Origin of the sequence: Lactonifactor sp. BIOML-A5, from assembly GCF_009677585.1 — a bacterium.
Lineage (GTDB): Bacteria > Bacillota > Clostridia > Lachnospirales > Lachnospiraceae > Lactonifactor.
The window spans coordinates 42195-65337 of sequence record NZ_WKYV01000018.1 but is presented as its reverse complement, the minus strand read 5'-3'; the positions used below and the strand labels follow the sequence as shown (position 1 = coordinate 65337).

At 45.2% G+C, this 23143-nt stretch carries 24 protein-coding genes; 4 read left to right on the top strand and 20 right to left on the bottom strand.

All coding sequences use genetic code 11. The features are described from left to right. The first annotated feature begins 4 nt into the window (after positions 1-4). The 3 genes from GKG41_RS14830 (at position 5) to GKG41_RS14820 (ending at position 4340) form a co-directional block, all read left to right on the top strand. Entirely contained in the window at positions 5-1234 is a 1230-nt protein-coding gene (locus GKG41_RS14830; RefSeq protein ID WP_154259960.1) for a HAMP domain-containing sensor histidine kinase, read from the top strand. A 71-nt stretch (positions 1235-1305) separates the two neighbouring features. After that, the gene (locus GKG41_RS14825) at positions 1306-1989 is read left to right on the top strand and encodes an ABC transporter ATP-binding protein (RefSeq protein ID WP_154259957.1); all 684 of its coding nucleotides are present in this window, start codon (positions 1306-1308) and stop codon (positions 1987-1989) included. Continuing rightward, complete coding sequence (locus GKG41_RS14820) at positions 1986-4340, top strand: FtsX-like permease family protein (protein WP_154259955.1); 2355 nt, start codon at positions 1986-1988, stop codon at positions 4338-4340. The genes GKG41_RS14825 and GKG41_RS14820 overlap by 4 nt, the downstream gene beginning before the upstream one ends. Before the next feature lie 636 nt (positions 4341-4976). Here the strand turns inward: GKG41_RS14820 and rsfS are convergent. The 15 genes from rsfS to GKG41_RS14745 all read right to left on the bottom strand — a co-directional run bounded on the left by rsfS (position 4977) and on the right by GKG41_RS14745 (position 17508). Next, a complete protein-coding gene (gene rsfS / locus GKG41_RS14815; RefSeq protein WP_154259953.1) occupies positions 4977-5330 on the bottom strand; it encodes a ribosome silencing factor in 354 nt (117 codons plus the stop codon). Next, positions 5317-5928 (bottom strand): bis(5'-nucleosyl)-tetraphosphatase (symmetrical) YqeK, encoded by a 612-nt coding sequence (gene yqeK / locus GKG41_RS14810; RefSeq protein WP_154259950.1) that lies wholly within the window; start codon positions 5926-5928, stop codon positions 5317-5319. The genes rsfS and yqeK overlap by 14 nt, the downstream gene beginning before the upstream one ends. Next, entirely contained in the window at positions 5925-6557 is a 633-nt protein-coding gene (gene nadD, locus GKG41_RS14805; RefSeq protein WP_154259948.1) for a nicotinate-nucleotide adenylyltransferase, read from the bottom strand. The genes yqeK and nadD overlap by 4 nt, the downstream gene beginning before the upstream one ends. 37 nt (positions 6558-6594) lie before the next feature. After that, complete coding sequence (gene yhbY / locus GKG41_RS14800; protein ID WP_154259945.1) at positions 6595-6888, bottom strand: ribosome assembly RNA-binding protein YhbY; 294 nt, start codon at positions 6886-6888, stop codon at positions 6595-6597. Positions 6889-6896: 8 nt separating this feature from the next. After that, on the bottom strand, positions 6897-8189 hold the full coding sequence (gene obgE / locus GKG41_RS14795) for a GTPase ObgE (protein ID WP_154259943.1): 1293 nt from the start codon (positions 8187-8189) through the stop codon (positions 6897-6899). Positions 8190-8319: 130 nt separating this feature from the next. After that, positions 8320-8607 carry a 50S ribosomal protein L27 gene (rpmA, locus tag GKG41_RS14790; RefSeq protein ID WP_072853602.1) on the bottom strand — a complete coding sequence of 96 codons (288 nt, stop codon included), beginning with the start codon at positions 8605-8607 and terminating at the stop codon, positions 8320-8322. 4 nt (positions 8608-8611) lie between these two features. After that, on the bottom strand, positions 8612-8935 hold the full coding sequence (locus GKG41_RS14785; RefSeq protein WP_154259941.1) for a ribosomal-processing cysteine protease Prp: 324 nt from the start codon (positions 8933-8935) through the stop codon (positions 8612-8614). A gap of 16 nt (positions 8936-8951) precedes the next feature. Next, positions 8952-9257, bottom strand: a complete 306-nt coding sequence (rplU, locus tag GKG41_RS14780) for a 50S ribosomal protein L21 (RefSeq protein ID WP_072853598.1) — start codon at positions 9255-9257, stop codon at positions 8952-8954. Positions 9258-9416: 159 nt separating this feature from the next. Further along, a complete protein-coding gene (locus GKG41_RS14775; protein WP_154259938.1) occupies positions 9417-10367 on the bottom strand; it encodes a type II CAAX endopeptidase family protein in 951 nt (316 codons plus the stop codon). Between the two features lie 11 nt (positions 10368-10378). Then, positions 10379-10744 carry a VOC family protein gene (locus tag GKG41_RS14770; protein ID WP_154259936.1) on the bottom strand — a complete coding sequence of 122 codons (366 nt, stop codon included), beginning with the start codon at positions 10742-10744 and terminating at the stop codon, positions 10379-10381. Between the two features lies 1 nt (position 10745). Next, positions 10746-11936: a ribonuclease E/G gene (locus tag GKG41_RS14765; protein ID WP_243141074.1), complete on the bottom strand. Its 1191-nt coding sequence runs from the start codon at positions 11934-11936 to the stop codon at positions 10746-10748. Then, positions 11929-12648, bottom strand: coding sequence for a TIGR03936 family radical SAM-associated protein (locus GKG41_RS14760; RefSeq protein WP_319018941.1), 720 nt, complete (start codon positions 12646-12648; stop codon positions 11929-11931). The genes GKG41_RS14765 and GKG41_RS14760 overlap by 8 nt, the downstream gene beginning before the upstream one ends. Beyond that, the gene (locus GKG41_RS14755; RefSeq protein ID WP_154259932.1) at positions 12629-14488 is read right to left on the bottom strand and encodes a TIGR03960 family B12-binding radical SAM protein; all 1860 of its coding nucleotides are present in this window, start codon (positions 14486-14488) and stop codon (positions 12629-12631) included. The genes GKG41_RS14760 and GKG41_RS14755 overlap by 20 nt, the downstream gene beginning before the upstream one ends. Positions 14489-14870: 382 nt before the next feature. Beyond that, positions 14871-15815 carry a helix-turn-helix transcriptional regulator gene (locus tag GKG41_RS14750; protein ID WP_154259930.1) on the bottom strand — a complete coding sequence of 315 codons (945 nt, stop codon included), beginning with the start codon at positions 15813-15815 and terminating at the stop codon, positions 14871-14873. A gap of 301 nt (positions 15816-16116) precedes the next feature. Then, positions 16117-17508, bottom strand: a complete 1392-nt coding sequence (locus GKG41_RS14745) for an MATE family efflux transporter (protein WP_154259927.1) — start codon at positions 17506-17508, stop codon at positions 16117-16119. A 288-nt stretch (positions 17509-17796) separates the two neighbouring features. On the opposite strand from GKG41_RS14745, the gene GKG41_RS14740 reads away from it, so the two are divergent. Then, positions 17797-18672: a MerR family transcriptional regulator gene (locus tag GKG41_RS14740; protein ID WP_154259924.1), complete on the top strand. Its 876-nt coding sequence runs from the start codon at positions 17797-17799 to the stop codon at positions 18670-18672. Between the two features lie 61 nt (positions 18673-18733). Here GKG41_RS14740 and GKG41_RS14735 read toward each other — a convergent pair whose 3' ends face one another. The 5 genes from GKG41_RS14735 to GKG41_RS14715 form a co-directional block, all read right to left on the bottom strand. Further along, a complete protein-coding gene (locus GKG41_RS14735) occupies positions 18734-18907 on the bottom strand; it encodes a hypothetical protein (RefSeq protein WP_154259922.1) in 174 nt (57 codons plus the stop codon). Between the two features lie 154 nt (positions 18908-19061). Beyond that, positions 19062-19832 carry an ABC transporter permease gene (locus GKG41_RS14730; RefSeq protein WP_154259919.1) on the bottom strand — a complete coding sequence of 257 codons (771 nt, stop codon included), beginning with the start codon at positions 19830-19832 and terminating at the stop codon, positions 19062-19064. Beyond that, positions 19810-20709: an ABC transporter ATP-binding protein gene (locus GKG41_RS14725; protein ID WP_154259917.1), complete on the bottom strand. Its 900-nt coding sequence runs from the start codon at positions 20707-20709 to the stop codon at positions 19810-19812. Before GKG41_RS14725 ends, GKG41_RS14730 begins: the two co-directional genes overlap by 23 nt. Positions 20710-20796: 87 nt before the next feature. Continuing rightward, positions 20797-22368: a HAMP domain-containing sensor histidine kinase gene (locus GKG41_RS14720; protein ID WP_154259914.1), complete on the bottom strand. Its 1572-nt coding sequence runs from the start codon at positions 22366-22368 to the stop codon at positions 20797-20799. A 1-nt stretch (position 22369) separates the two neighbouring features. Continuing rightward, positions 22370-23047, bottom strand: a complete 678-nt coding sequence (locus GKG41_RS14715; protein WP_154259912.1) for a response regulator transcription factor — start codon at positions 23045-23047, stop codon at positions 22370-22372. Between the last annotated feature and the right edge of the window lie 96 nt (positions 23048-23143).

Here is a 23143-nt window from a genome sequence, read left to right as displayed (position 1 = left end):
CGCTATGAGCTTTCTGCATGAAAAGCAATCCCGCTGCTATTTCTTATTTCTCGCCTGCTTCTGCACACTGATGCTTGCCTTTTTTGTTTTATGTGCTGGTATACAGACTCGTGAGGTGAAAAAGCTTCTGCTCAGACAGGAACAGACTGCCGCTTCCTATCTATTAGATCAGGGCGTATCTGAAGATATTACCGCTGCTGCTTTTAAAAACAGCAAGTCTACGGAGGAAGGTGTACTGCTTCTTGAAAAAAGCGGACGTACCGAAAGTACCCCCTTCTGGCTTCTTCCCGCAGCCCGCCGGTCAGCAATACGATATCTGATCATCGCTCTTCTGGGGGGGCTGGGGTTGGGAGGGAGCCTGATGGGCGTCTCCGCCTTCTTTCTTTACCGGCGGGAACTGCTGTATCAAAAAGCTGCCCGCAGAATTGCAGAATTTGCGGAGGGGAGCTTCGTACATCATCTGCCCAGGAATGAAACAGGTACACTGTATCAGTTGTTTGCCTCCGTGAATGAGCTGGCTATGGCATTGCAGTCCAAAAGTGAATCCGAACAGAAAGCAAAGGAATTCTTAAAAGATATGATATCTGATATCTCTCATCAATTAAAGACTCCCCTGGCTGCCCTGAATATGTATGCTGAAATCATCTTGGATGAGCCGGAAAATCCCTCTTTAGTAGAGGAATTTTCCAGAAAATCTCTGATATCCCTCGCGCGTATGGAACAGCTCATCCTCTCTCTGCTGAAGGTTATGCGGCTGGATGCGGGAAATATTCGTTTTGAGAAAAAACTCTGTACGGTTTATGAACTGGTTTCCGGGGGAATTGCAGAATTGATTACAAGAGCAAAGCAGGAAGAAAAACAGATCCTGATAAACGGTAATCCCAGGGAGCAGATTCTGTGTGACCCGGAATGGACCGGTGAGGCCATAGGCAACCTGGTGAAAAACGCTCTGGACCACACCGGGACAGGGGGCACAATTAAGATCGTCTGGGAGCAGTCTCCGGCAATGCTTCGGCTGTCTGTTACGGATAACGGCAGCGGGATTCCTCCGGAAGATATTCACCATGTCTTTAAACGATTCTACCGCAGTAAATCCTCCTCCGATACACAGGGGGTAGGCTTGGGGCTGCCCCTGGCCAAATCGATTATTGAAGGCCAGGGGGGGATCCTTTCTCTTCATAGCACGCCGGGCAAGGGAACGGCCTTTATTATTTCTTTCCTTACAGAACCGTAAGCTGGAATTCATCTGTATGTAAGGTTCTCCTGATATACTGTCAGGGTAGAATAACAAGGAGGAATAAATACATGGAAATATTGCGTACTCAAAATCTCTGCAAAGTATATGGAAAAGGTGATACACAGGTCAAAGCGCTGCAGGACGTTTCCTTTACTGTGGAAAAGGGAGAATTTACCGCTGTAGTAGGGGAGTCCGGTTCCGGAAAGAGTACTCTTCTGAACTGCATCGGAGGTCTGGACACTCCTACGTCCGGCCATATTTATCTCAATGGGGAAGATTTATTCTCAATGAAGGAAACAAAACGTACGGTGTTCCGCCGCCGCCACATTGGATTTATCTTCCAGTCCTTTCACCTCATCTCGGAGCTGAATGTGGAACAGAATATTATATTTCCCCTTCTATTGGACAATAAAAAGCCAAACCGGGAACAGACAGACGAGATCCTGGAGGTACTAGGTCTGACAGATCGCCGTACCCATCTTCCCAGTCAGCTGTCAGGGGGACAACAGCAGCGCGTAGCCATAGGACGTGCTCTGATTGCGAAGCCCATGCTGGTACTGGCTGATGAACCTACCGGGAATCTGGATTCCAAAAACAGCCAGGACGTCATGGATCTTCTCTGTAAAGCATCCAGGTATTATCAGCAGACGGTTCTTATGATTACTCATAATATCAATCTTACATCCTCTGTTGACCGTGTTCTGCGTGTCACAGACGGTATTCTCAGTGAACTGGGGGGCATGAAGGTATGAAACATTATCTGGACTTAATTCCTATTTCCGCTAAGGTACACCGCAAACAAAGCAGAATGACCAGAATCTGCATTATACTGGCAGTATTTCTGGTTACCGTAATCTTCGGCATGGCAGACATGGAGATGCGTGCTCAGAGGCTGCAGTCTCAAAAGAGCGATGGCGGCTGGCACGCAGGTTTTAAAGAAATCACTGCTGAACAGGCTGCTATCATAGCCTCCCGGCCTGAGATAAAAGCGTCTGCATGGTATGATGTTCTCAATTACCGTTTAGATGAGGGGTATCAGCTTCAGGGGAATGATGCGGTTATCTGCGGGTTCGATGAAGAATTGCTTGATATGTTTCCGGGAATGGAGCTGGAAGAAGGGGAATTTCCAAAAGATACACATTCAGCTGTTTTTACAAAAAGTGTAAAAGAACAGCTGGGGCTAAAAAAAGGCGACACCATTTTACTGACCGTTCCCCAAGGGGAATCCGTAGAATTAACGGTATGCGGATTTACAGGAGATACGTCTATGCTCACTGAAAAAGATGCCTTCGGTGTATTTCTAAATACAGAAGCTTTCCGGACACAGCTGTCTGCTGATTCTTCAGAAACCTATGAGGGGATCTTTTATGTTACATTCACTCCCTATTGCAGCATACAAAAGACACTGTCAGATATTCAGGCACAGCTGCAGCTGTCAGACAATCAAATCACACAGAATACAAAGCTCCTGGCACTGATGCTGCAGAGCAAAGATCCCTATATGATGCAGCTATATCTTACTGCAGGAGTCCTGGCTGTCCTGGTTGCTATTGCAGGAACTCTCATGATTGCAGGAAGCCTGAACAGCAATGTTGTACAGAGAACCGAATTCTTCGGCATGATGCGCTGTCTGGGTGCAACTCAGAAGCAAGTAATTCGCTTTGTGCGAAGGGAAGCCCTTAGTTGGTGTAAAACGGCTATCCCACTGGGGATTGCTGCTGGTACTGCTGTCATATGGCTTCTGTGCGCACTGCTGGAGTTCTTAAGTCCAAGCATATTTGGGGAGATGCCAGATTTCGGGATTAGCTGGCTGGGCCTGATATCAGGTGTTCTGATTGGCCTTATCACTGTCCTGCTTGCGACCGGTTCGCCAGCCAAAAAAGCATCCAGAGTTTCCCCTGTGGCGGCCGTATCGGGAAATGCAGGGACCATCCAGGAGGCGCGGAAAGCGGCATCAACCGCATTCTTTCAGGTAGATACTGCTTTGGGGATCCACCACGCAAAAGGGAGCAGGAAGAATTTTTTCCTTATGATTGGCTCATTTGCCTTCAGCATTATTCTATTTCTCTCCTTCCGTTCAGCCGTAGATTTTATGAACCATGCCATCACACCGCTGAAGCCCTATGCACCGGATCTGTCTGTGATCAGCCCTGACAATACCTGCGCAATCTCTCCGGATCTCGCTGAATCCTATGGGGCCATTCCCTCTGTAAAAAAGGTGTACGGCAGAAGCTTTGCCTACAATATCCCGGTAAAGATAAACGGACAGACAAAAAGTGTCAACCTTATCTCCTACGAAAAATATCAGTTCCAGTGGGCAGATGATATGCTCCTTGAGGGATCAATCGATGATGCAAAGAATGGCAGCACAGTACTCACTGTTTTTCACACAGAAAATCCCCTGCACCTGGGCAGTACGATTACCATAGATTCTCAGCCTGAGGGACAGCCGGTGAATGTAAAGGTGTCGGGAATTCTGTCCAACGGCCCCTTCAGCATAGAGCCAGGAGTAGAAACTGTAATTTGTTCCCAAAAATTATTTCAGCAGTTAACGGGGGAGAGCAATTATACCATCATAGATGTACAGTTCAATTCCAAAGTAACAGACAAGGATGTAGCACAGATGCGTGCCGATGCCGGAGATTCGGTTATCTTCTCAGATCAGCGTATGAAAAACAGAGAGACCATGGGCGCTTATTATTCCTTTGCACTGTTCATCTACGGATTTCTGGCTGTAATTGCCTTAATCTCTGTATTCTATATCATTAACAGCATCGCCATGAGTGTATCCGCCCGCCTCCGTCAGTATGGTGCAATGCGAGCCATCGGCATGAGTGACCGGCAGCTGATACGAATGATATCAGCTGAGGCAGCAACCTACGCTTTTTTCGGTATTTTCTTTGGCTGTCTCATAGGTCTTCCTCTCAACAAGCTTCTGTTTGAGAGACTTGTCACCTATCGGTGGGGAGATTCCTGGTATGTACCGGTTGGATCTCTGCTGGTTATCATACTGGTGATCGCAGGATCTGCGATCCTGGCTGTGCATGGGCCTGCAAAGAGAATCCGGGGGATGTCGGTGGTGGATACTATAAGTGCAGAGTGATAGTTTTGTGTATGTGAAGTTCGGGGTTATATAGTCGGCGAGCGGAGCGTTGCAGACGGACGGTCAAGGGAGGAGATCTTGGGGCCAAGGGTGCTGGGTGGATCTGCTTGCTACTGCGTTTCTCCTTAGCTAACTGCCTGGCCGTTCACTAAGAAGCTCAGGAAAGCCTTCGCTCCTAAGTGACCGCCGGCAGTGGATCTTCGGACGCACTCCGTAGTCTGCGCAGATCCACCCAGCACCCTTGGCCCCAAGACCTCCTCCCTTGACCTGGCAGTGACTCACTTCACATTCACGGAAAACGGGTGGGGAAGGTCGAAAGTTGTACACTTTTCCTCTGGTTTAGCACTATTGGTAACTCAATGTTTTGGATAAACAACTTAACCCGTTTCAATTATTAATTCCATTCTCTTTGGCAATATTACATCTCTATTTTATCTGACAATTTTACAGCCGTATCCTATATGGAGGATATCATTCCCCTTCTGATAAATCTACACCTGGAACTTTCTCTCACCGTCCCCATGCCACCCCATACCTTCCGACTGGGCAGTCTCAAGCTTAGGAAGTTAAATCCCAATTATTGCAAAAAAAAACACGGCAAAGCAAGCCCCCAGCTCACATTGCCGCACCAAATTTCTATTCTAATTCACTCACAGAGATACAAGTCCCGTCTCTCCAGATTCTTTCCAGATCATAGAAAAGCCTGTTCTCTTCATCGAAAATATGAAGCACAATATCCCCATAATCCATCAAAATCCAATTTGCGTTCTGGTATCCCTCTATTTGTTTCGGTTCATATCCTGCTTTTCCCAGGAATTCTTCCACGTTGTCGGCCATTGCCTGTACCTGGCTGCGGTTGGAACCGCTGGTGATGATAAAGTAATCTGCCAGAGTGGTAATCTTTTCAATATCAATTACCTTAATATCGATTGCCTTTTTATCCTCCAGGGCATCGCAGGCAAGTCGTGCCATTTCTTTACTTTGATTCATTTGCCGTTTCCTCTCTATGTCGTTCATTGTGTAATCTCTCGTAGTAATAAAAAGCCTCTTTGGTAGCTGTATCAATCTCTCCGGAATTGCCTTCCAGGTAAGCTAGTGTATCCTTTAGTATCTCATACATACACTCATCCAGGTCTCTAAAAGCAAGCATGCGTATCTGACTGAGGTGCTGGGCCTTGCAGCGCATAGGTTCAATGTAGTCTGCAATATAAACAATCTTCTCCAGTGTATTCATATCCGGCTTTCCTGTGGTATGGTACCTGATGGCCGAAAGAATACCGCTGTCTTTTATCTGGTATTTTTCTTTGGCTAAAAATGCGCCCAGCTTGGCGTGGAGGAGAAAGGGATTTCGCATCTCAAAGGAATTTATTTTTATTCCATGCTTTTTGCAAAGTCTCAGCTTCTTTTTGTTTGGTATGCATTTGGCACAGTCATGAAGAAGACCGGCGGTCTGTGCCTTCTGGAGATTTTCTCCATGGGCCATGGCCAGACCTGCACTGGTGTACATCACCCCCATAGTATGTCGGAAGCGCTCCTCATCCAAATCTTTTTTTAAGACCTTGGTCATTTTTTCGATGTTGTAGTTCATACCTCTTCACTGTCCTTATAAATCTTGTGTTCTCTGATATAGTCCATCACATTATCTGTGAGATAATACTTCGTAGTTCTGCCGTCCTTTACCCAGGAGCGGAGCATTTTTGATGATACATCTATATTGATAGAATCCAGCTTTACAAAGCTGCCCTGAAACTTATAGGTCAGTTTCCACATGATCTCATCCAGTTTCTGATGGCTGGTATGGTTTCTTGTGGCAACTACCACAGTACAGGCGTCACAGATTCTTTTAGGCTCCCGCCATTTGTCAAAATCAAAGAGGGAATCTGCCCCCAGAATGAAATAAAACGCAGTTTCCGGATACTGATTTTTCAGGCGCTCTAATGTCCGGTAGGTATACGAATATCCATCCTCGTTCATTTCTATCAGAGAGAGCTCAAAATGAGGGTTGGAGGCGATAGCCAGACGTACCATATCTACTCTCTCACTGTCCGTAGCCCTGCCCTGGCGGTTTTGCTTGTGAGGGGGATTCCCTGCCGGCATAAACCATACCTTATCCAGCTGAAACTGCTCATAGGCCGTTTCACCAAGTATGAGATGGCCTATGTGTATAGGATCAAAGGTTCCGCCCATGATTCCGATTCGTTTCTTTTTCTGATTCATGATAGTCTTCCTCGTAAGGTGCTGTATCTGCCTGTTTTTATTTGGGAAGTTCTATTTTTTTCTTATCTTTTTTTCCTTCCTTATACAGCACAATCTTCTTTCCAATCACCTGAACCACCTGAGATCCTGTTCTCTCCGCAAGAATCTGGGCCATGGCCTTTGGATCATCCATACAGTTCTGAAGCACAGAAATTTTAATCAATTCTCTTGCCTCCAGTGCTTCCGCGACGGATTTTGTATTTTCCGGCGTCAGGCTGGACTTGCCGATCTGAAGAATAGGATCCACATTCATGGCCAGCCCTTTTAAATACGCTCTCTGTTTACTTGTCATAAATCCTCCTACTTATAATAATCAAAATCAAATCCGTACATACGTACGGTATCTCCCTCTTCGATCCCGGCTTTCTCTAAATCTGCCAGTATCCCTCCTTCTTTGAGGAACTTCTGGAAGAAGGCAAACCCTTTCTCAGAGTCAAGATTCGTATATCCCAGCATCTTTTCAATCTTAGGTCCTTCTACAATAAAGATATGGGGATCTTCCTCACTCTTCACTACAGTGTAGGGAAGGTTCTCCGTGATCAGAACATCCTCAGGGAAGAACTCCTGTTCAAACACAATTGGCGCAAGCTCTGTATGATCCAGCAGCTCCTTCACATAATAGAGCAGTTCCTTCACACCCTGTCCGCTTACTGCCGAGATCGCAAATACACGGACACCTTTGGGTTCAAATTCTTTTCTGATAGCCTCTACGGGATCTTCCCCCTCCTGAAACACCGCATCAATTTTATTGGCAGCGATTACCTGGGGACGTTTTGCAATCTCCGGATTGTAAGCTTCCAGCTCCTTGTTGATTTTGTAAATATCCTCAATGGGATCTCTTCCCTCCGTAGATGCTGCGTCTACCATGTGAATAATGACCCTGGTACGCTCTATATGGCGGAGAAACTGGTGTCCCAGCCCCAGGCCCTCAGAGGCACCTTCTATTAATCCGGGGATATCTGCAATGACGAAACCGTCCGTGCCTTCCAGATCCACTACCCCCAGATTGGGATTCAGGGTAGTAAAGTGATAATTGGCAATCTTGGGACGGGCATTGGTCACTCTGGAGAGAAAGGTAGACTTCCCCACATTTGGGAATCCCACCAGTCCTACATCTGCAATTACCTTCAATTCCAGAATTACGTCCAGTTCCTGGGCAGCCTGTCCGGGCTGGGCATATTTTGGCACCTGCATAGTAGCCGTGGCATAATGCTGATTTCCTTTGCCGCCTCTGCCGCCTCTTAATACTACCTGCCGGCAGTTATCCCCTGACATGTCCGCAATTACTTTTCCGCTCTGTGCTTCCTTTATTACTGTACCTTCCGGAACCTTCAGCACAATATCCTGTCCGTTGCCTCCGTGGCACCTTCTCTTGCCTCCCTGCTCGCCGTCCTGGGCAGCATATTTCCTTTTGTGACGGTAGTCTCCTAAGGTATTCAGGCCTTCGTCAACTTCAAAGATAACATCTCCGCCCTTTCCTCCGTCTCCTCCGTCCGGCCCTCCGTTGGGTACATAAAGCTCTCTTCGAAAGCTTACATGGCCGTCCCCGCCTTTTCCGGACCTGATATATATTTTAGCTCTGTCTGCAAACATAATTCACCTGTTTTTTTCTTTCTTCTATTTCAAGCATAATCTTAGTACTGCATATTATAAGTATGATCAATAACATAAAAACCATGCAACACATTAGATGATTGCATGGTTCCATGTTATACGTGACTTATTATTCTGCTGATACAGGAACGATAGAAACTTGTTTCTTATCTCTTCCTTTTCTTTCAAAACGAACAACACCATCCACTAATGCAAATAATGTATCGTCTCCTCCGCGTCCCACATTCACACCTGGGTGAATCTTAGTTCCGCGCTGTCTGTAAAGAATATTGCCAGCTTTAACGAATTGGCCGTCAGCTCTTTTCGCACCTAAACGCTTAGATTCGGAATCTCTGCCGTTCTTGGTAGAACCAACTCCTTTTTTATGAGCGAAAATTTGAAGGTTCATCTTTAACATGTCCTTACACCTCCTTGAATATCAAATGAATGTATTCTTTGCCGTAGTTTTCCTGAATCATCTCTAATCCAAGAACCATTGATTTTAATAGTAATGCTGTTGTAGTACTGACAGGACCAGTAATCATACATTTTAAGTACCCATCCCTCTGCTCTCCCCCGAATTCATCCTCCGTAAAGGTTTCGACAGAATTCACAGCGTTCACAGTAAGGGCTGAAACTGCCGCACAGATAATATCATATCCCTCATCGGCGTAATCTGCATGTCCACTGGTTTCAAATCCTATATACTCACCGTCTGACCTTTGATATACAATAACCGTAATCATAATCGCCTGTCAGGAATTAAGCATTAATTTTTTCGATTTTCACTTTTGTGAACTGCTGTCTGTGACCGTTCTTTTTGTGATAACCAGATTTTCTCTTATACTTGTAAACGATAACTTTTTTCGCTTTACCGTTCTCAACTACAGATGCGGTAACACTGGCATCAGCAACATCTGCGCCAACCTTTAACCCGTCGTTGTTTACTGCAAGTACATCATCAAATGTAACAGTCTCTCCAGCTTCTACACCAAGCTTTTCTACTCTAATGATATCGCCTTCGGCTACTTTGTACTGTTTACCACCTGTTGCAATAATTGCGTACATATGGCACCTCCTATTATCATTACTCGCCAAATATGGTGGCTGCCTTCCTGCTGAATCACTCAGAAAGCAACACTTCTGACCTCTTTGTGCGGCATCCGTATTATAATAGCACAAGATATTGTGTCCGTCAACTGTTTTTTCCTGCAAATTTCCAGCAGTTTACATATTCTGCCTTAGCAGATCATGAAACTGAGAATCAAATAAAATTCCGTAGAGTAAAAGTGCAAATCCTGCCGCCAAAATCAGAACGGTTGTTATAATCAGCACAGTAATAATCAATCCCTGTCTTTTTTTAGGGAAAAAGGTGCTCCTGTATCCTTCCTCCCCATAGTGGAGCAGATAATTTCCCCCGTAAGCAGCAAAAGGCACACAGCAGGCCATGAGCAGATAGATGCCGATGCTTGCCACCGGAACAGCATCCAGACTGGTCTGAGACAGGTCACTCCCCGCTCGTTCCAGTATTTTGGCAGAATAGGAGGATATGGCCAGTGGTACGTAGTTATTTACCCCGTGAAAGATGGCGGGATATACCATATTTTCCGTCTCCAGCATGACGTAGGACAAGGCGGCTCCCAGAAGTGCAGTTGGGACGAATCTCCATATACTCGTATGAAAGATGCCGAACAGAATTCCCATAATTAGTACAATGAGCCACTTCTTCTTCAGCGGAAGCATACTGTGGAGAATGACTCCCCGGTGCACTGCCTCTTCGCACACGGCAGGCATCACTACCGTAAACAGAAATCCAACAGCAAACGGTACGGAGCTGATCACGGAGCTCAGCCCTTCGCTTACCCCCAGCATCTCATCGGGGAAAAACCATGTAATGATTAATGTGAGCACCATAACTGTGAGAAAAGAAGCCAGCCAGAGAAGTATGGTTCCCGCCGTCTTGGAAAGCCTGACTCTGCCTACAGGAAATATTTCTTTAAGATCAGCCCGGCACAATTTTGCGCAGGCAATGGCCATTACCAGAAGGAGCAGTTCAGTCATTGCAAGCCCGTACATACCAAAGCGCATCTGCAGGGGAGCCATAATAAAGTAAAAGGAGAACATCACCACTGCAAAAAACAACAGACCGTGATACGGTTTTAATTTTCTTTTATTCATACACAATTTTCCTATTTTGACGGTACGATCTCGATCCAGTAGCCGTCCGGATCTGTGATAAAGTAGATTCCCATAGCCTCATTTTCAAACACAATGCATCCCATCTCTTTGTGTCTCTTATGGAAGCCTTCATAATCGTCTGTCTCAAAGGCAAGATGGAATTCACATTCTCCCAGATTGTACGCCTCTGTCCGATCCTTCAGCCAGGTAAGCTCCAGCGTAAAATCAGTGGTCTGATCTCCCAGATAAACCAGAGTAAAGGAACCATCCTCCGCCTCTTTTGTTCTGACAGGCGTAAGCCCCAGAGCTTCCTTATAAAAGGAAAGGCTCTTTTCCAGGTGCAGTACATTAAAATTAAAATGTGCAAATTTCAGCATATTATTTCCCTCCTATTTCTTCCGCCAGTGATTTTCTTACTTTCTTTCTGGTTACTTCAACGATGTTAAGCTTGGTCATATCCACAAGTACCGTGTGAACCGGATCTCTGCGGAGATATTTTTTGAAAACATTCAGCAGCTCTTCCTGGTGTTCCTTTCGCTCCAGATTAATAAAATCAATCAGAATAATTCCTGAGAGATTCCTCAGCCGCAGCTGTGCCGCAATCTCACGGGCCGCTTCAAGATTGATTTTACGGTAAGTTTCCTGCTGCTTTTTCTTACCTGTATATTTTCCGGTATTTACATCCACTGCCACAAAAGCTTCTGTCTGCTGGATCATTAAAAAACCTCCGCTTGGAAGCCATACTTTTTCTTTCGCCGCGTGATCCAATGCGCGCTCCAGAGAATAAAGCTTGTGAAGAGATAGCAGCCTGTCTTCATAGAGCCTGAGCTTTTCTGTGTCTTCCTTCTGATACTCCGCCAGATACTCCCGGAGTTCCGTAAATATAGACGGAATATCTGTGACAATCTCCTCCAGGGTACCTCCGTAGACATCCCGCACAGCCTGAATATAAAAGGGGCTGGCTTTTTCCAGCAGGCTGTAGCAGGTCCTGCCTTTACAGATGTCAATTACCCGCCTCCAACGCTTTTTCAGGTATTCCAGTTCTGCCAGTATCTCCTGTTTTTCCGCCTCTTTGCTGTTTGTGCGGACAATCAGACCGAATTCCGTCTCCATACAAGGCACCAGCCACTTCCTCAGGCGCTCCCGGTCTTCCCCATTCAGCTTAGAGGAGAGACTGAGCTGGCACCGCTGGCTGGTGAGTACCAGATATTTGCCGGTAAAGCTAAGATTGGATGTCAGGTTATAAGCCTTGGATTTTAAGGGCTCCCGGTTTACCTGCACCAGAACTTCATCACCCGCTTTTACTATATTGTCTTTTTTCGGATTTGTAAAGTAAGGAAGTTCTTTTGACAGGGGCAGATAACCTGTCACACCCGGGGAAAGCTCCACAAAAGCCGCGTCAAGATTGGGAGATACATTCTTTACCTTTCCAATATAAATGCTGCCAAGCAGCGCTTCCTGTTCCAAAGAAGAGAGCCGCAGTTCCAGCACCTTTCCCTCCTCCACAAGTGCGGTTACCGTCCTTTCTTGGGAATGTATCTGCATCTTTGTAATAATTAGCTTACTCAATTTCTTCTCCCAGTCCTTCCAGCGATACGAATACCGGTCTGCCCTCTGCCTGAATCTCCCCGTAGGTTTCCATTCGATGGACTTCAAAGGCATACGCCGGGACAGAAATTGACAAATAGCCGGCAAAAGCTTCCATAACCAGTTCGGGTTTTGTATTATTAGCACTTCCTGCTGCCAGTTTCAAAAAGATACTTTCCCCTTCTCTTCGCATCTCATAGATAAAAGGCCGGATATCAATTTCCTTTTCACTTTTCTTGGTTTTTTTCCAGATGAGAAGCTGCTCCCGGCCGCAAAAGTCAGCCAAATGCTCCAAAAATATATCCCTCAGCGATTCCTGACCGGGCCGGAAGGTTACCAGATAATCTGCTGCGGCCACCAGGGACATGGCTTTGCTGGCCTTACCGTCATCTACCTTTTTTATACTTAAAATCCTCATTCCTTCCACCATAGCGGCGTTCAGGCGTTTTTTCATGTCCTCTGAGTTTGTTGCAGTATTTACTTCCATATCGAAGTACTCTCCTGTGCTTGTGATGCCAACCCCCAAAGGTGCGGCAAAGGACATAATCATATGGGGACTGAAGCCCTCTGAAAAAGCAATGTCAATCCCTGCTCTGCGGATAGCCTTCTGAAAATACCTCATGATATCCAGATGTCCGATAAACTTCATAGGACCCTCTTTTGCAAATTTTACTCTAACCTTCAAGACAGACACCTCCTTTGTATCTTCCCGCACCGCAGCCGGAACACTGCTGTCTGCAGTTAGGCGTTATCTCTTCCTCTTTTGCCCGGTTCCATTCCCGAATTAAAAACTTTTTGGTCACACCGACATCTATAAAATCCCAGGGCAGAATCTCTGTAACAGCCCGCTCCCTCATGGTATAAAAATCCGGATCTACCCCCAGCTCTTCAAAAGCCTGCTGCCAGGCCTGGGGTCTGAAGTACTCTGACCAGGAGTCAAAAAGGCTTCCGTTCTCATAGGCCTTTTGGATCACAGGTCCAATCCTCCGATCCCCCCGGGCAAGAATGCCTTCCAGTACCGTAACATCTGCCTCATGCCAGTTATACTTAATGCTCTTTTGGTTCAGCTGGGCCCGGATGGCTTCTTTTACAAACCTGGCTTTATCAAGAAACTGTTCCTTGGTAAACATAGGTGCCCACTGGAAGGGGGTAAAGGGCTTTGGCACAAAAAAGGAAGTGCTTACTACAATCTGACACTTACCATGGCGCTGCTCCTTTGGAATCTCGTAATATCTCCGGGCTATTTTTTCTGCCAGTTCGGCAATTCCTCTCATATCCTCTTCTGTTTCCGTGGGCAATCCCAGCATGAAATATAGCTTTACTCTGGTCCAACCTCCTTCAAAGGCACTGCCTGCTCCTTCCAGGATATCCTCCTCGGTGAGGCCTTTGTTAATCACATCTCTAAGCCTCTGCGTACCTGCCTCCGGTGCAAACGTGAGGCTGCTCTTTCTGATATCCTGGACTTTACTCATAACATCCAGGGAAAAAGCATCTATGCGCAGGGACGGCAGCGAGATGTTGACGCCTTTCTTGTCAAATTCTTCAATTAAAAACTGAAGCAGTTCCGGCAGCTGAGAATAATCACTGGAGCTTAGGGAACTCAGGGAAATCTCCTCGTGTCCGGTATTTACCAGCATATCCTTTGCCGCCTGTTTCAGATACTCCAGCTTTCTCTCTCTTGTTGGACGGTACAGCATTCCGGCCTGGCAGAAACGACATCCCCGGATACAGCCTCTCTGGATCTCCAGAGTCACCCTGTCCTGTGTAGCTTTAATAAAAGGTACCACGGGGGCTTTGGGATAATACGTATCCGTCACATCCATAACCACCTGTTTTTCTACCTTCTGAGGCGCGCATTCACAGGTGGGAGAAAAGGATGCAATGGTTCCGTCTTCGTGGTATTCCACACTGTAAAAACCAGGTACATAGATTCCCGGAATCCCTGCCGCTTTTTCTAAAAATTCCTTTCTGCCGCCCCCGGAGTGTTTGTTTTCTTTATAGACATCAAGCAGCTGATAGTATACGGTTTCTCCCTCACCGATATAAAACAAATCAAAAAAGTCCGCCAGGGGCTCCGGATTATAGGCACAGGGGCCTCCCCCTATGACAATGGGCATATCCTCCGTTCTCTCTTTCGCCAGCAGGGGAATCTGGCTTAGATCCAGGATCTGGAGAACGTTGGTGTAGCACATTTCATACTGCAGTGTCAGACCCAGGAAGTCAAAGTCTTTCACAGCATCCTGGGATTCCAGGGCAAAAAGAGGGATCTTCTTCTCCCGCAGGATCCGATCCAGATCCGGCCAGGGAGAATAGACGCGCTCACACCAGGTATCCTCTCTCTGGTTAAACATATCATAAAGGATCTGGATACCCAAATGAGACATACCAATCTCGTACACGTCCGGAAAGCACATGGCGAAACGGATATCCACCTGATCCTTTTCTTTCATCACCGAGTTGACCTCATTGCCGATATAGCGGGCTGGTTTCTCGATTTTTAGTAATATTTCATCACTTAAAGCTAGTTTTCTCATTGTATCTCCTTATTTTTGTTGATGAATCTCCAGCAGCTGTTTATGTTCTTTATACTGTTTATCTCTGTTTCAGCAGCATATCTTATATCTGCTTTCGCTCTTAGTAAATTCCGTTTCCTGTCTCAAATATTTACAGTGCCGATTCAATCTGTATAACTATGCATACTTTTTCAATTATACGAAGTTTCTGTGAGAACTTCAAGTAGATATTTATCGTCCATCTCAATTTTCTGGCCCTGCCTCTGTGGAGGATAATATGCTGGAGGAAGCTTTGCCGTTTAAGTATTTAATCACAAAGGAACAGCGATTCGGACAATTTGAAATCATAGGGAAAAACGACATCCGGACTGGATTGCTGAGGAATGAGGAAAAATATTTTCCGCTAAAGCAGTCCCATGCCGTTTATTACTTCCACAGCGTTGTCAGCTTCCGCATCTGCAACGAAAATAGCAACGCTGTCATTGATTCCCCGCCCCATACCATAACGCACTGAGGCCAACCCGGCGTCTCCCATGTCCTGCTTATAGGCAGCAATGCCATTATTTTTCAACGCTTCTATTATCATATCTGCCTGCATGGTTCCGTCTGCTGTGAAAACGTTAACCGGCACTACTTCCTTAACTCCCTTTGGCGGGTCGGTTAACTCTCCTTTTCTTATTCGTCTGCTGTTAAAAAAGGCTAAAATTCTCAGGACCCCAAAACTCAATATAGCAATTCCTGTAAAAAATATGACTGCGGCGCGCACAGCCTGGGATGCCGTACCGCCTATTCGGATGATATAAAACACATATGCGGAAGAAAATATGCCCGAGCACACGACGCTCGTCAAAGCATCCTTTGCCGGAGTACTTTGAATTCCCGAACCGTTTTCCCATATGCCATTATACAGCATAATTCCTATATATGCTATGCCTCCGACAAGTAAGGTAATCGTTTCCCCGGCAACGGTCCACAGTTCCTTTGTGACAATTAACTGCACAATAATCAGGACTGCAGATAGCGCAAACATCAGGCCAAATGCCGTATTTCCTGCTCTTACCGCCTTATCTTTTTCCGATTTACTGTACTCTGCGACCTTAGATAATGTCTCTTTTCCCTCTTGATCCATACTCTCGCTTCTCCTTTCTCCTTCTAAGATGTCATTGATTTCTACCTCGTAGAAATCTGCTATTTGAATCATAATGCTTAAATCCGGCATATTCGTACCCGTCTCCCAGCGGGATACACTCCTGCCAGGTACAAAGAGCATTTCTGCAAGCTGTTCTTGTGTTAACCCTTTTTCCTTCCGGAGCTCCTTTAGAAATCTGCCGATTTTCTTTGCATCCATTGCCAATTCTTCCTTTCTATTTGCATAGTACCATCTTTTCGAATAAAAAAACACGACACAAAGCGAGAAATACCGTTTTTTATCCCTAGACACAGGTGTCTGGGGATAAACTCTTGGAGCGAATTTCTCAAAAAACGCTGGCGGCAGCTATAACAAAAATGTAAAACTTAGTTCAGCACTCTTCCTGCACAAAAGCCGCATTGTGCAAAAAGAGCAACAGGACCCGCCCCATTGCTCCATAAGTATTATAGCACTATCACTCTGCGTATGCAAATTTTATAGCTTCTAGCAGCAACCGGAATTACGCAAAGCCGCCCGCTCCCGGATAAGCTTCTTTTCCCCGTACTTTTGCTGCGCTCAGTTCCTTATGAAGATGCACGGCCATATATACGGAGACGGCAGCCGACAGTATATCAGCAATGGGCTGAGCATACAGTACTCCCTGCAAGCCGCAAGCCATTGGAAGAAGTAAAATAACGGGCACAAAACAAATACCCTGCCGGCAGGCACCAAGGATACACCCCTCTTTCGCCTTTCCCATTACCAGGAAGAGGAATGAGTACACAGTGTAAAAGCCAAAGAAGATAAAGGAAAGACCATTTGCTCTCAAAGCGGCTGCCCCCACACGGACCATCTCCCTGTCTCCTTTTGTAAACAAGCTCATGATTTGCGCAGGAAAGATTGCTGCAGTCAGGCCGAACACCACACAAAATAAGGTAGACCAGAGGATAGCGGTTTTGATTGCTTCATACAGGCGGTCAAACCTTTTTGCTCCATAACTAAACCCGGCGATTGGCTGAAAGCCTTTCAGAAATCCAAATACGATCAGGCTTCCCATGGACATAATTTTAGTAAACGGTCCCATCGCTGCCAGCGCAGATCCCCCATACTCTTTCGCCGCATGATTCATCATACTGATAGAAAGACTGGTCAATACCTGAAATAGCAGTGTGGGAATCCCTATTTTCAAAATCTCGGACATAATTTCTCTGGAATAGTTGCATTCCCTGATACGAAAACTGAATACACTCTTTTTTCGAAAGATATAGCACAAGTAGACTGCTGTGGAAACCATCTGTGAAACAGCCGTGGCAATGGCTGCACCTGCCACTCCCAGTTGAAGCGCATAAATGCAGATCGGGTCTAATACCGCATTTAACAGGGCACCTGCCATCAGTGCACACATGGCTGTTTTAGACGCTCCTTCACTTGCCACGATATTATTCATTGTGACATTAAATACGTTAAAAATCGAAAATGTGATATAGATACTGGCGTAAGAGATTGCATAAGGCATAACACTCTCGATTGCTCCGAGCTGTTTTAAGATCGGTCTCAGAAAAATGACAGAGCAAAGAATGAGTATTGCTCCCACCAAAATACTGCTGTACAAGGCGGTGCTGGCAACTTTGTCCGCCGTTTCCTTATCCCCCCGCCCAAGCAGCCTTGAAAGATAGGCGGCAGCACCATTTCCAAATAGCAGCCCCAGACCTACTATCATTTGTCCCAGAGGAAAGGCCACTGTGACCGCACCCATCTGATCCGTTCCCAAACCACCCACAAAATAGGTATCCACCAGGTTATACAGTGCGTTAATCAGCATACCAATCATGGTGGGAAGCCCCAATGCCAGCAGTGCCTTCGGTATTGGCACACTTCCCAGCAGTGCCATTTTTTTGTTTGGTTGATTCATAATTAGAGTCTCCTTTCACTTTATACAAACTATAATATATACTACTATATATTATACTATATGCAACACTGCTTATGGTACTATAATTTATAGTACTTGTCAAGTGAGCACGGATGATATTTACCGCTATCCTCTTCCCCCCTTCATGATTTTTCTTCAATTGTTGCAAAATGTATTGACTTACACGTAACGTGATACTATATTCTAGATTTATAGAGGCAGAATATATGTTTGCCGGCACTCTGCCTCATACTCAATTACTAAGGAAACTGAAGGAGCTGATAGGATATGCGAACCACAAGCCAAGTTGCTGCATTCACAGGAATAAGCAAGCGCACCCTGCAATACTACGATGAAATCGGACTGCTAAAGCCAAGTAAGTTAACACAGTCCGGATATCGTCTGTACGACGAGGATGCTATGCAGAAGCTTCAGCAGATACTGTTTTTTAAAGAACTGGGGTTTTCATTAAAAGAAATACGTATCATAATCCAAAAACCTGATTTTGACAGGATAGCCGCTTTTAGGAAACAGAAAGAATTGTTCCTGCTAAAACGGAATCGTATAGACAGACTCATACAGCTCCTTACCCGCCTGGAGAAAGGGGAACATTGTATGGAGTTTAAAGAATTTGACCTGACAGAATATATCCAAGCATTGGAACAATTTAAAACCACCAATACGAAAGATATCATAAAAAATTGGGGAAGTCTTGAGAATTTTGATTTATTTATCCAGAGAGCCAGAGACAGGGAGGCTGAGATTGCCAAGCGTGCAATACAAGAGTATGGCAGCGTGGAGAACTATACGGAGGCTATGAAATATAATCTTGATCATTTCTCTGAACTCATGGAAGAACAGGTATCTGAGGAAACAAAAAAGCGCACCCAGCAAATCACTGACCTATATAAAAGTCTGACTTCTGATACGCAAAAAGATGTCTCAGCGGAAGATATACAGTCGATTGTACAAGAACTTGTAAAACAAACCCAGGAAAACACAACCGCAGATTTTCTCGGGCGAAACTATTGGGAGATGATTGTGGATGTCTATTCCAATGACTATATAAAAGCTGTCACTGATACAAAATATGGCCCAGGCGCATCGGACTATATTGTCAGGGCTTTTCAATACTGGATCCGTCATAACTCATCATTGGAATAGTCTAAACATTTCCTTCGTCACTGTGAATATACCGGGAAGTGCCCGGAGAACGGGCATTTCCCTAGTCATCCGGCTCAAATATCCGGACACAGGTAACGGCAAACAGGATGAGAAGATAAAGCGCTGTAAGGATTACTCCCCAAAGGATGCACAGAACTGTCATAATTCCTGTACAAAGGTATTCCATCCCCTTTCTGAGAAATACATTTTTGTTATAGTTTTTATATACTCTCATCCCTGCCATCCCCTTTCGTTCAGCTTCTGTTGATTAGATTATAGCATAGGAAAGAAGAATTATACCTTACATTTTCGTAATGGTGAATTATGAAATGTAACCTTAATCTGGTCTTTTATAAGAAGCTATGATAAGCTCTTACCGGCCGGTTTTATTATTTAATCACTCTCCTGTTTTTATAATTAGAGTATATTACCAGCAATCCGCAGAGTGCGCCAAAGAAAAGGAATGCCTGAATCATAGGTCCGAAATTATAGCTGCCTCCCTGCCAGAATTCAATGAAATCACTGCTGATGTAGCTCATTGGAAGGAAAGATGCCACACGCCTCAGCGCTTTGGGAAGCTGTTCGGTCTGTATGCCCATCATACCGCAGAGAATCATGCTCCCAAAGTAGACAAACATACTTATCGTATACGTAGGGCCGAACTTTTTAAAAATATTAGAGAGGCCATGGGCAAAGAGAAAGAAAAAGATTCCTAAAAGATACAGACAGCCTATGAGGCAGAGGGCGGAGGAGAACTTAGGACTCTGCAGATCTACCAAAATATAGGAGAATACAGAGTAAAATATCAATCCTGCCGTCAGAGTTATGGTCTGCGCAATGATCTTGGCCAGCATAATACTGTTCTGGGAAAAGCCAAACAGCTGCATCCGTACCGGAATCTCCTTCTCAAGTTCCTGGGAATAATTGGCGGAATGCCCCAGGAGGATTACCGCCATGGGAATAATCAGGCTCATAGTAATGAAAACCCCTGTGTTTGTCTCCCGTATCATAGAGGACGGCACCTGTTTTCTCAGGGAGAATGTAATAATCATCAGCATCATTACCGGAAAGACAATTCCGAAAAATGCAATGAAAGGATTTCCAATTGCATTGCGTATCTCGTAGATAATAAGCTTCTTATTGCATGATTTGGTCTTCATAGGATCTCCCCTCCCTCTCATAGTATGCCGCCTTTGCATTGGTGGACATAATCTCAATGTCATTATCACTTCTCTTAAAGTTTACATTTTCCTGAAGCAGGCGCTCAGAGATTTTGTGCTCAATCTCTATATCAGGACAGGCGATAGCCAAAAGATGATCCGGGGACATAAGCTTCTTATACTCCCTTAGGAGCTCCTGGTTGCGCTTTGTGCTATCTGTAATAAAAACCGATCTCCCGCAGTACTTCCGGAATAATTCTCTTTTTTCTCCAAAATCAATCACTTTCCCCTGGTCTAAGATAAGAATCTTTTCTGCAAGCATTTCCAGTTCCTCGTAATAGTGGGAAACAATGCACAGGGTATTGGACTTATCCTGGTACCAATTTACCAGCTTCTCCATCAGTTTTTGCCTGGTTTCAAAATCCAGTCCGGATGTCACCTCATCATAAAAGGTGAGGGGGGCATTCTGGAGCATAACCATAATGATGGTAAATCTCTGCTTCTGTCCCCCGGACAGATGGGAATATCGCTTGTGCAGGCATTTTTCAAATTCAAAATAGGATATCAGCTCCTGCAGCTCTCTGTTTTTTCGGATACTTGTGTCCAGTATTGTCTCCATAATAGTTTTTACCGGCATGGTTGCCGCATAATGATTGGACTGCATATGTGCTGCAATCTGCTCTGGTTTCAGAGTTGTGCGGATGCTTCCTTTGTAGCTGGTGAGTCCCAAAATGGATTTTACCAGCGTTGTCTTTCCTGCACCGTTGGAGCCAATGATACCGATCCTCTCCCCCTCATGGATAGAGATGGGACAGTCTATCTGAAGTGCCAGCTGGCTGCCGTAGCGTACCTGAAGATTGTGAATGGTTAACAGCATATATCTTCTCCCCTTTCTTTTTCTGCTCTTATCATAGCAGAACCGTATGAAGTCCGTATGAAGATTTCGTGGAGGTCCCTAGGAATTTTAATGTTCCTTTCTGTTTAGATACATGCGGGCCAGTACCCCATTCTCCTCATTGGAAATTTCTATCTGAAAACCGAGAAGCTCCATATAGTAGGAGATCACATACAGTCCAAGTCCCCTGCCTTTCCGGCTGGTATCGCTGCTCACAAAGGGTTCATAGATATGGGGAAGCAGCTCCTCCTCAATATGGGCTCCTGTATTGAAAATTTCAAAAGAATCCTCAGACAGGTGTATGGCGATCTCTCCTTTTGGCGGAGTGTAGGATACTGCATTGGAGATGAGGTTATCCAGAATCTTCCGCATAATTTCTCTGTCTGACTCTACCAGTACGGGCTGCTCTTCACAGTGGAAGATCAGCTTCTTTTCTCCTGCCGGTATCCGGTAGCTTTCCAGCACTTCTTTCAGCAGAAGATTCATATCCACGGATTCTCTCTGAATGTTATATGCCGAATGATTCAGATACAAAATGTCCTCCACCATCTTTCTCATTGAGAGCAGCTGCTTTTTCACCTCCGGAAGGTATTTCCCAGTATCTTTATATTTTCCTATTTCGGAGATCATGCCATCTGTCAGCAAAAGCGCTGCTGTGATAGGTGTCTTCAGCTGATGGGAGGTCGCCCGAAGAAAGACTTCCTGGCGTTTGTTCTCCCTGGCCAGTGACCGGTTCTTTGCCTCAAGCTCCTGGTACTGCAGACGCAGCTTATCATACAGCTCATTTAATATGGTTCCCAGCTCTCCAATCTCATCTTTTTCATGGATTTCTAGCGGAGTCATCTCCCTGTATCCTGCTTCTTTCACATCCTCCGCATAACCTGCCAGCCGTATGATGGGATTGACAATCTTCTTTGAAAAAATCTGGGAGGCAATGAGTACCAGCAGAAATACCACAGCCGCAATCATTGGGAGACTCCCCAAAACGATGGGCTGTATCTCATTCATCTGAGGCGTCATAACAGGCAGAAAGGAAAAAATGAGTGCATCCTTTGTCTTCCCCGCTGCGATATATGTGGTATAATCATTGTCTTTGTCATTCATTCCTCCTTCAAAAACTACCATCGAATCAGTAATGATATGAACTTTGCCTTTCCTTGTCTTAACGTCCTGTAACTCTTCATCTGTATCCATCTGAAAGGATAGTATATCTGAAAGCGGCCCTCCGTCCTCCATTTGCATACTCTTCTTTAATTCCTCAAAATCAATATCCGGCATCTCAAAATCGGCAAAGCTTTCCGTATTCTTTACAGAATCTCTCAACTGTTCAACTGCTTTTAAAAGTTTGGGATCTTTAATATTTATAGTCAGCCGGAACGCCTTTCCCGCCAGATAGATGCTGTCTCCCTCAAGAGGAATCTCTAAAGAGGCGGAACCCGTGGGATTTCTTACCTCCAGGCCCTGATAACTCCTGTTTTTACTGTATCCCTCCTGGACCCGGATAACAGATTCCAGATATTCCTGCCCTGTATATTCTACATAGAGGGATGGAAGCATGAATATGAAATAAAGGAGCACAAAAAGTACTAAAACCAAAGAGATCATAATACTGTACAAGAACGTTTTTTTAGACAGGCGCATTTTATTTTCCTCCGTATGTTTCCTGAGAAGCATCAAACTGGTATCCCACACCAATCACGGTACGAATACAGTTTTGGGGCAATTTTTTTCTGAGATTTTTTATGTGAGCATCAATAATTCTGTCATTCCCGATGTAATCCTCGTTAAATATTCTGAGAATCAGCTGTTCTCTGGTAAATACTTGGGTTGGTCTTTCATACAGGGTCTGCAGCAGCAAAAACTCACTCAGCGTCAGTTCCAGTGTCTTCCCGTTATAAAAGGCCTGGTACGCTTCCTTTTGGATTACCAGCCCGCGTTCTGCCTGGACTGTGGTTCTGGCGGAACGCCTCAGTATGGTCTCCATGCGCTTCAGAAGTATAATCGGGGACACTGGTTTGATTACATAATCATCTGCATAGGCATTAAATGCCTTAACCTGTGTCTGTTCATCCCCCAGGGCTGTAAGCATAATGACCGCCATATCCGGAAACTGCTTCCTAATATGGCAAAGTACCTCCAGACCGTTTTTTTTCGGTACCATGATATCCAGCACAGCCATATCATAGAGGCATTCCTCTAAAGCCTTTACAGCTTCCTCGCCGTCCTGCACTTCTGTAACCTCATAGTCCTGCATTTTCATATATTCCGCTAAGACCTCGCGGATTGTAGGTTCATCTTCCATGAACAGTATTTTTTTCATATGCTCACACCTTTCCTTTTCCTGCTCCTTATTGTAACAGATGCGTATGAATTTCTGATGAAGATCTCAAAAGCCCTGTACGTCCGTAAATCCACC

Coding starts and splice junctions, on each gene's coding strand:
- GKG41_RS14830 (WP_154259960.1), top strand. CDS start 5: ATGAGCTTTCTGCATGAAAAGCAATCCCGCTGCTATTTCTTATTTCTC.
- GKG41_RS14825 (WP_154259957.1), top strand. CDS start 1,306: ATGGAAATATTGCGTACTCAAAATCTCTGCAAAGTATATGGAAAAGGT.
- GKG41_RS14820 (WP_154259955.1), top strand. CDS start 1,986: ATGAAACATTATCTGGACTTAATTCCTATTTCCGCTAAGGTACACCGC.
- rsfS (WP_154259953.1), bottom strand. CDS start 5,330: ATGAATCAAAGTAAAGAAATGGCACGACTTGCCTGCGATGCCCTGGAG.
- yqeK (WP_154259950.1), bottom strand. CDS start 5,928: ATGAACTACAACATCGAAAAAATGACCAAGGTCTTAAAAAAAGATTTG.
- nadD (WP_154259948.1), bottom strand. CDS start 6,557: ATGAATCAGAAAAAGAAACGAATCGGAATCATGGGCGGAACCTTTGAT.
- yhbY (WP_154259945.1), bottom strand. CDS start 6,888: ATGACAAGTAAACAGAGAGCGTATTTAAAAGGGCTGGCCATGAATGTG.
- obgE (WP_154259943.1), bottom strand. CDS start 8,189: ATGTTTGCAGACAGAGCTAAAATATATATCAGGTCCGGAAAAGGCGGG.
- rpmA (WP_072853602.1), bottom strand. CDS start 8,607: ATGTTAAAGATGAACCTTCAAATTTTCGCTCATAAAAAAGGAGTTGGT.
- GKG41_RS14785 (WP_154259941.1), bottom strand. CDS start 8,935: ATGATTACGGTTATTGTATATCAAAGGTCAGACGGTGAGTATATAGGA.
- rplU (WP_072853598.1), bottom strand. CDS start 9,257: ATGTACGCAATTATTGCAACAGGTGGTAAACAGTACAAAGTAGCCGAA.
- GKG41_RS14775 (WP_154259938.1), bottom strand. CDS start 10,367: ATGAATAAAAGAAAATTAAAACCGTATCACGGTCTGTTGTTTTTTGCA.
- GKG41_RS14770 (WP_154259936.1), bottom strand. CDS start 10,744: ATGCTGAAATTTGCACATTTTAATTTTAATGTACTGCACCTGGAAAAG.
- GKG41_RS14755 (WP_154259932.1), bottom strand. CDS start 14,488: ATGAGAAAACTAGCTTTAAGTGATGAAATATTACTAAAAATCGAGAAA.
- GKG41_RS14750 (WP_154259930.1), bottom strand. CDS start 15,815: ATGGATGCAAAGAAAATCGGCAGATTTCTAAAGGAGCTCCGGAAGGAA.
- GKG41_RS14745 (WP_154259927.1), bottom strand. CDS start 17,508: ATGAATCAACCAAACAAAAAAATGGCACTGCTGGGAAGTGTGCCAATA.
- GKG41_RS14740 (WP_154259924.1), top strand. CDS start 17,797: ATGCGAACCACAAGCCAAGTTGCTGCATTCACAGGAATAAGCAAGCGC.
- GKG41_RS14735 (WP_154259922.1), bottom strand. CDS start 18,907: ATGAGAGTATATAAAAACTATAACAAAAATGTATTTCTCAGAAAGGGG.
- GKG41_RS14730 (WP_154259919.1), bottom strand. CDS start 19,832: ATGAAGACCAAATCATGCAATAAGAAGCTTATTATCTACGAGATACGC.
- GKG41_RS14725 (WP_154259917.1), bottom strand. CDS start 20,709: ATGCTGTTAACCATTCACAATCTTCAGGTACGCTACGGCAGCCAGCTG.
- GKG41_RS14720 (WP_154259914.1), bottom strand. CDS start 22,368: ATGCGCCTGTCTAAAAAAACGTTCTTGTACAGTATTATGATCTCTTTG.
- GKG41_RS14715 (WP_154259912.1), bottom strand. CDS start 23,047: ATGAAAAAAATACTGTTCATGGAAGATGAACCTACAATCCGCGAGGTC.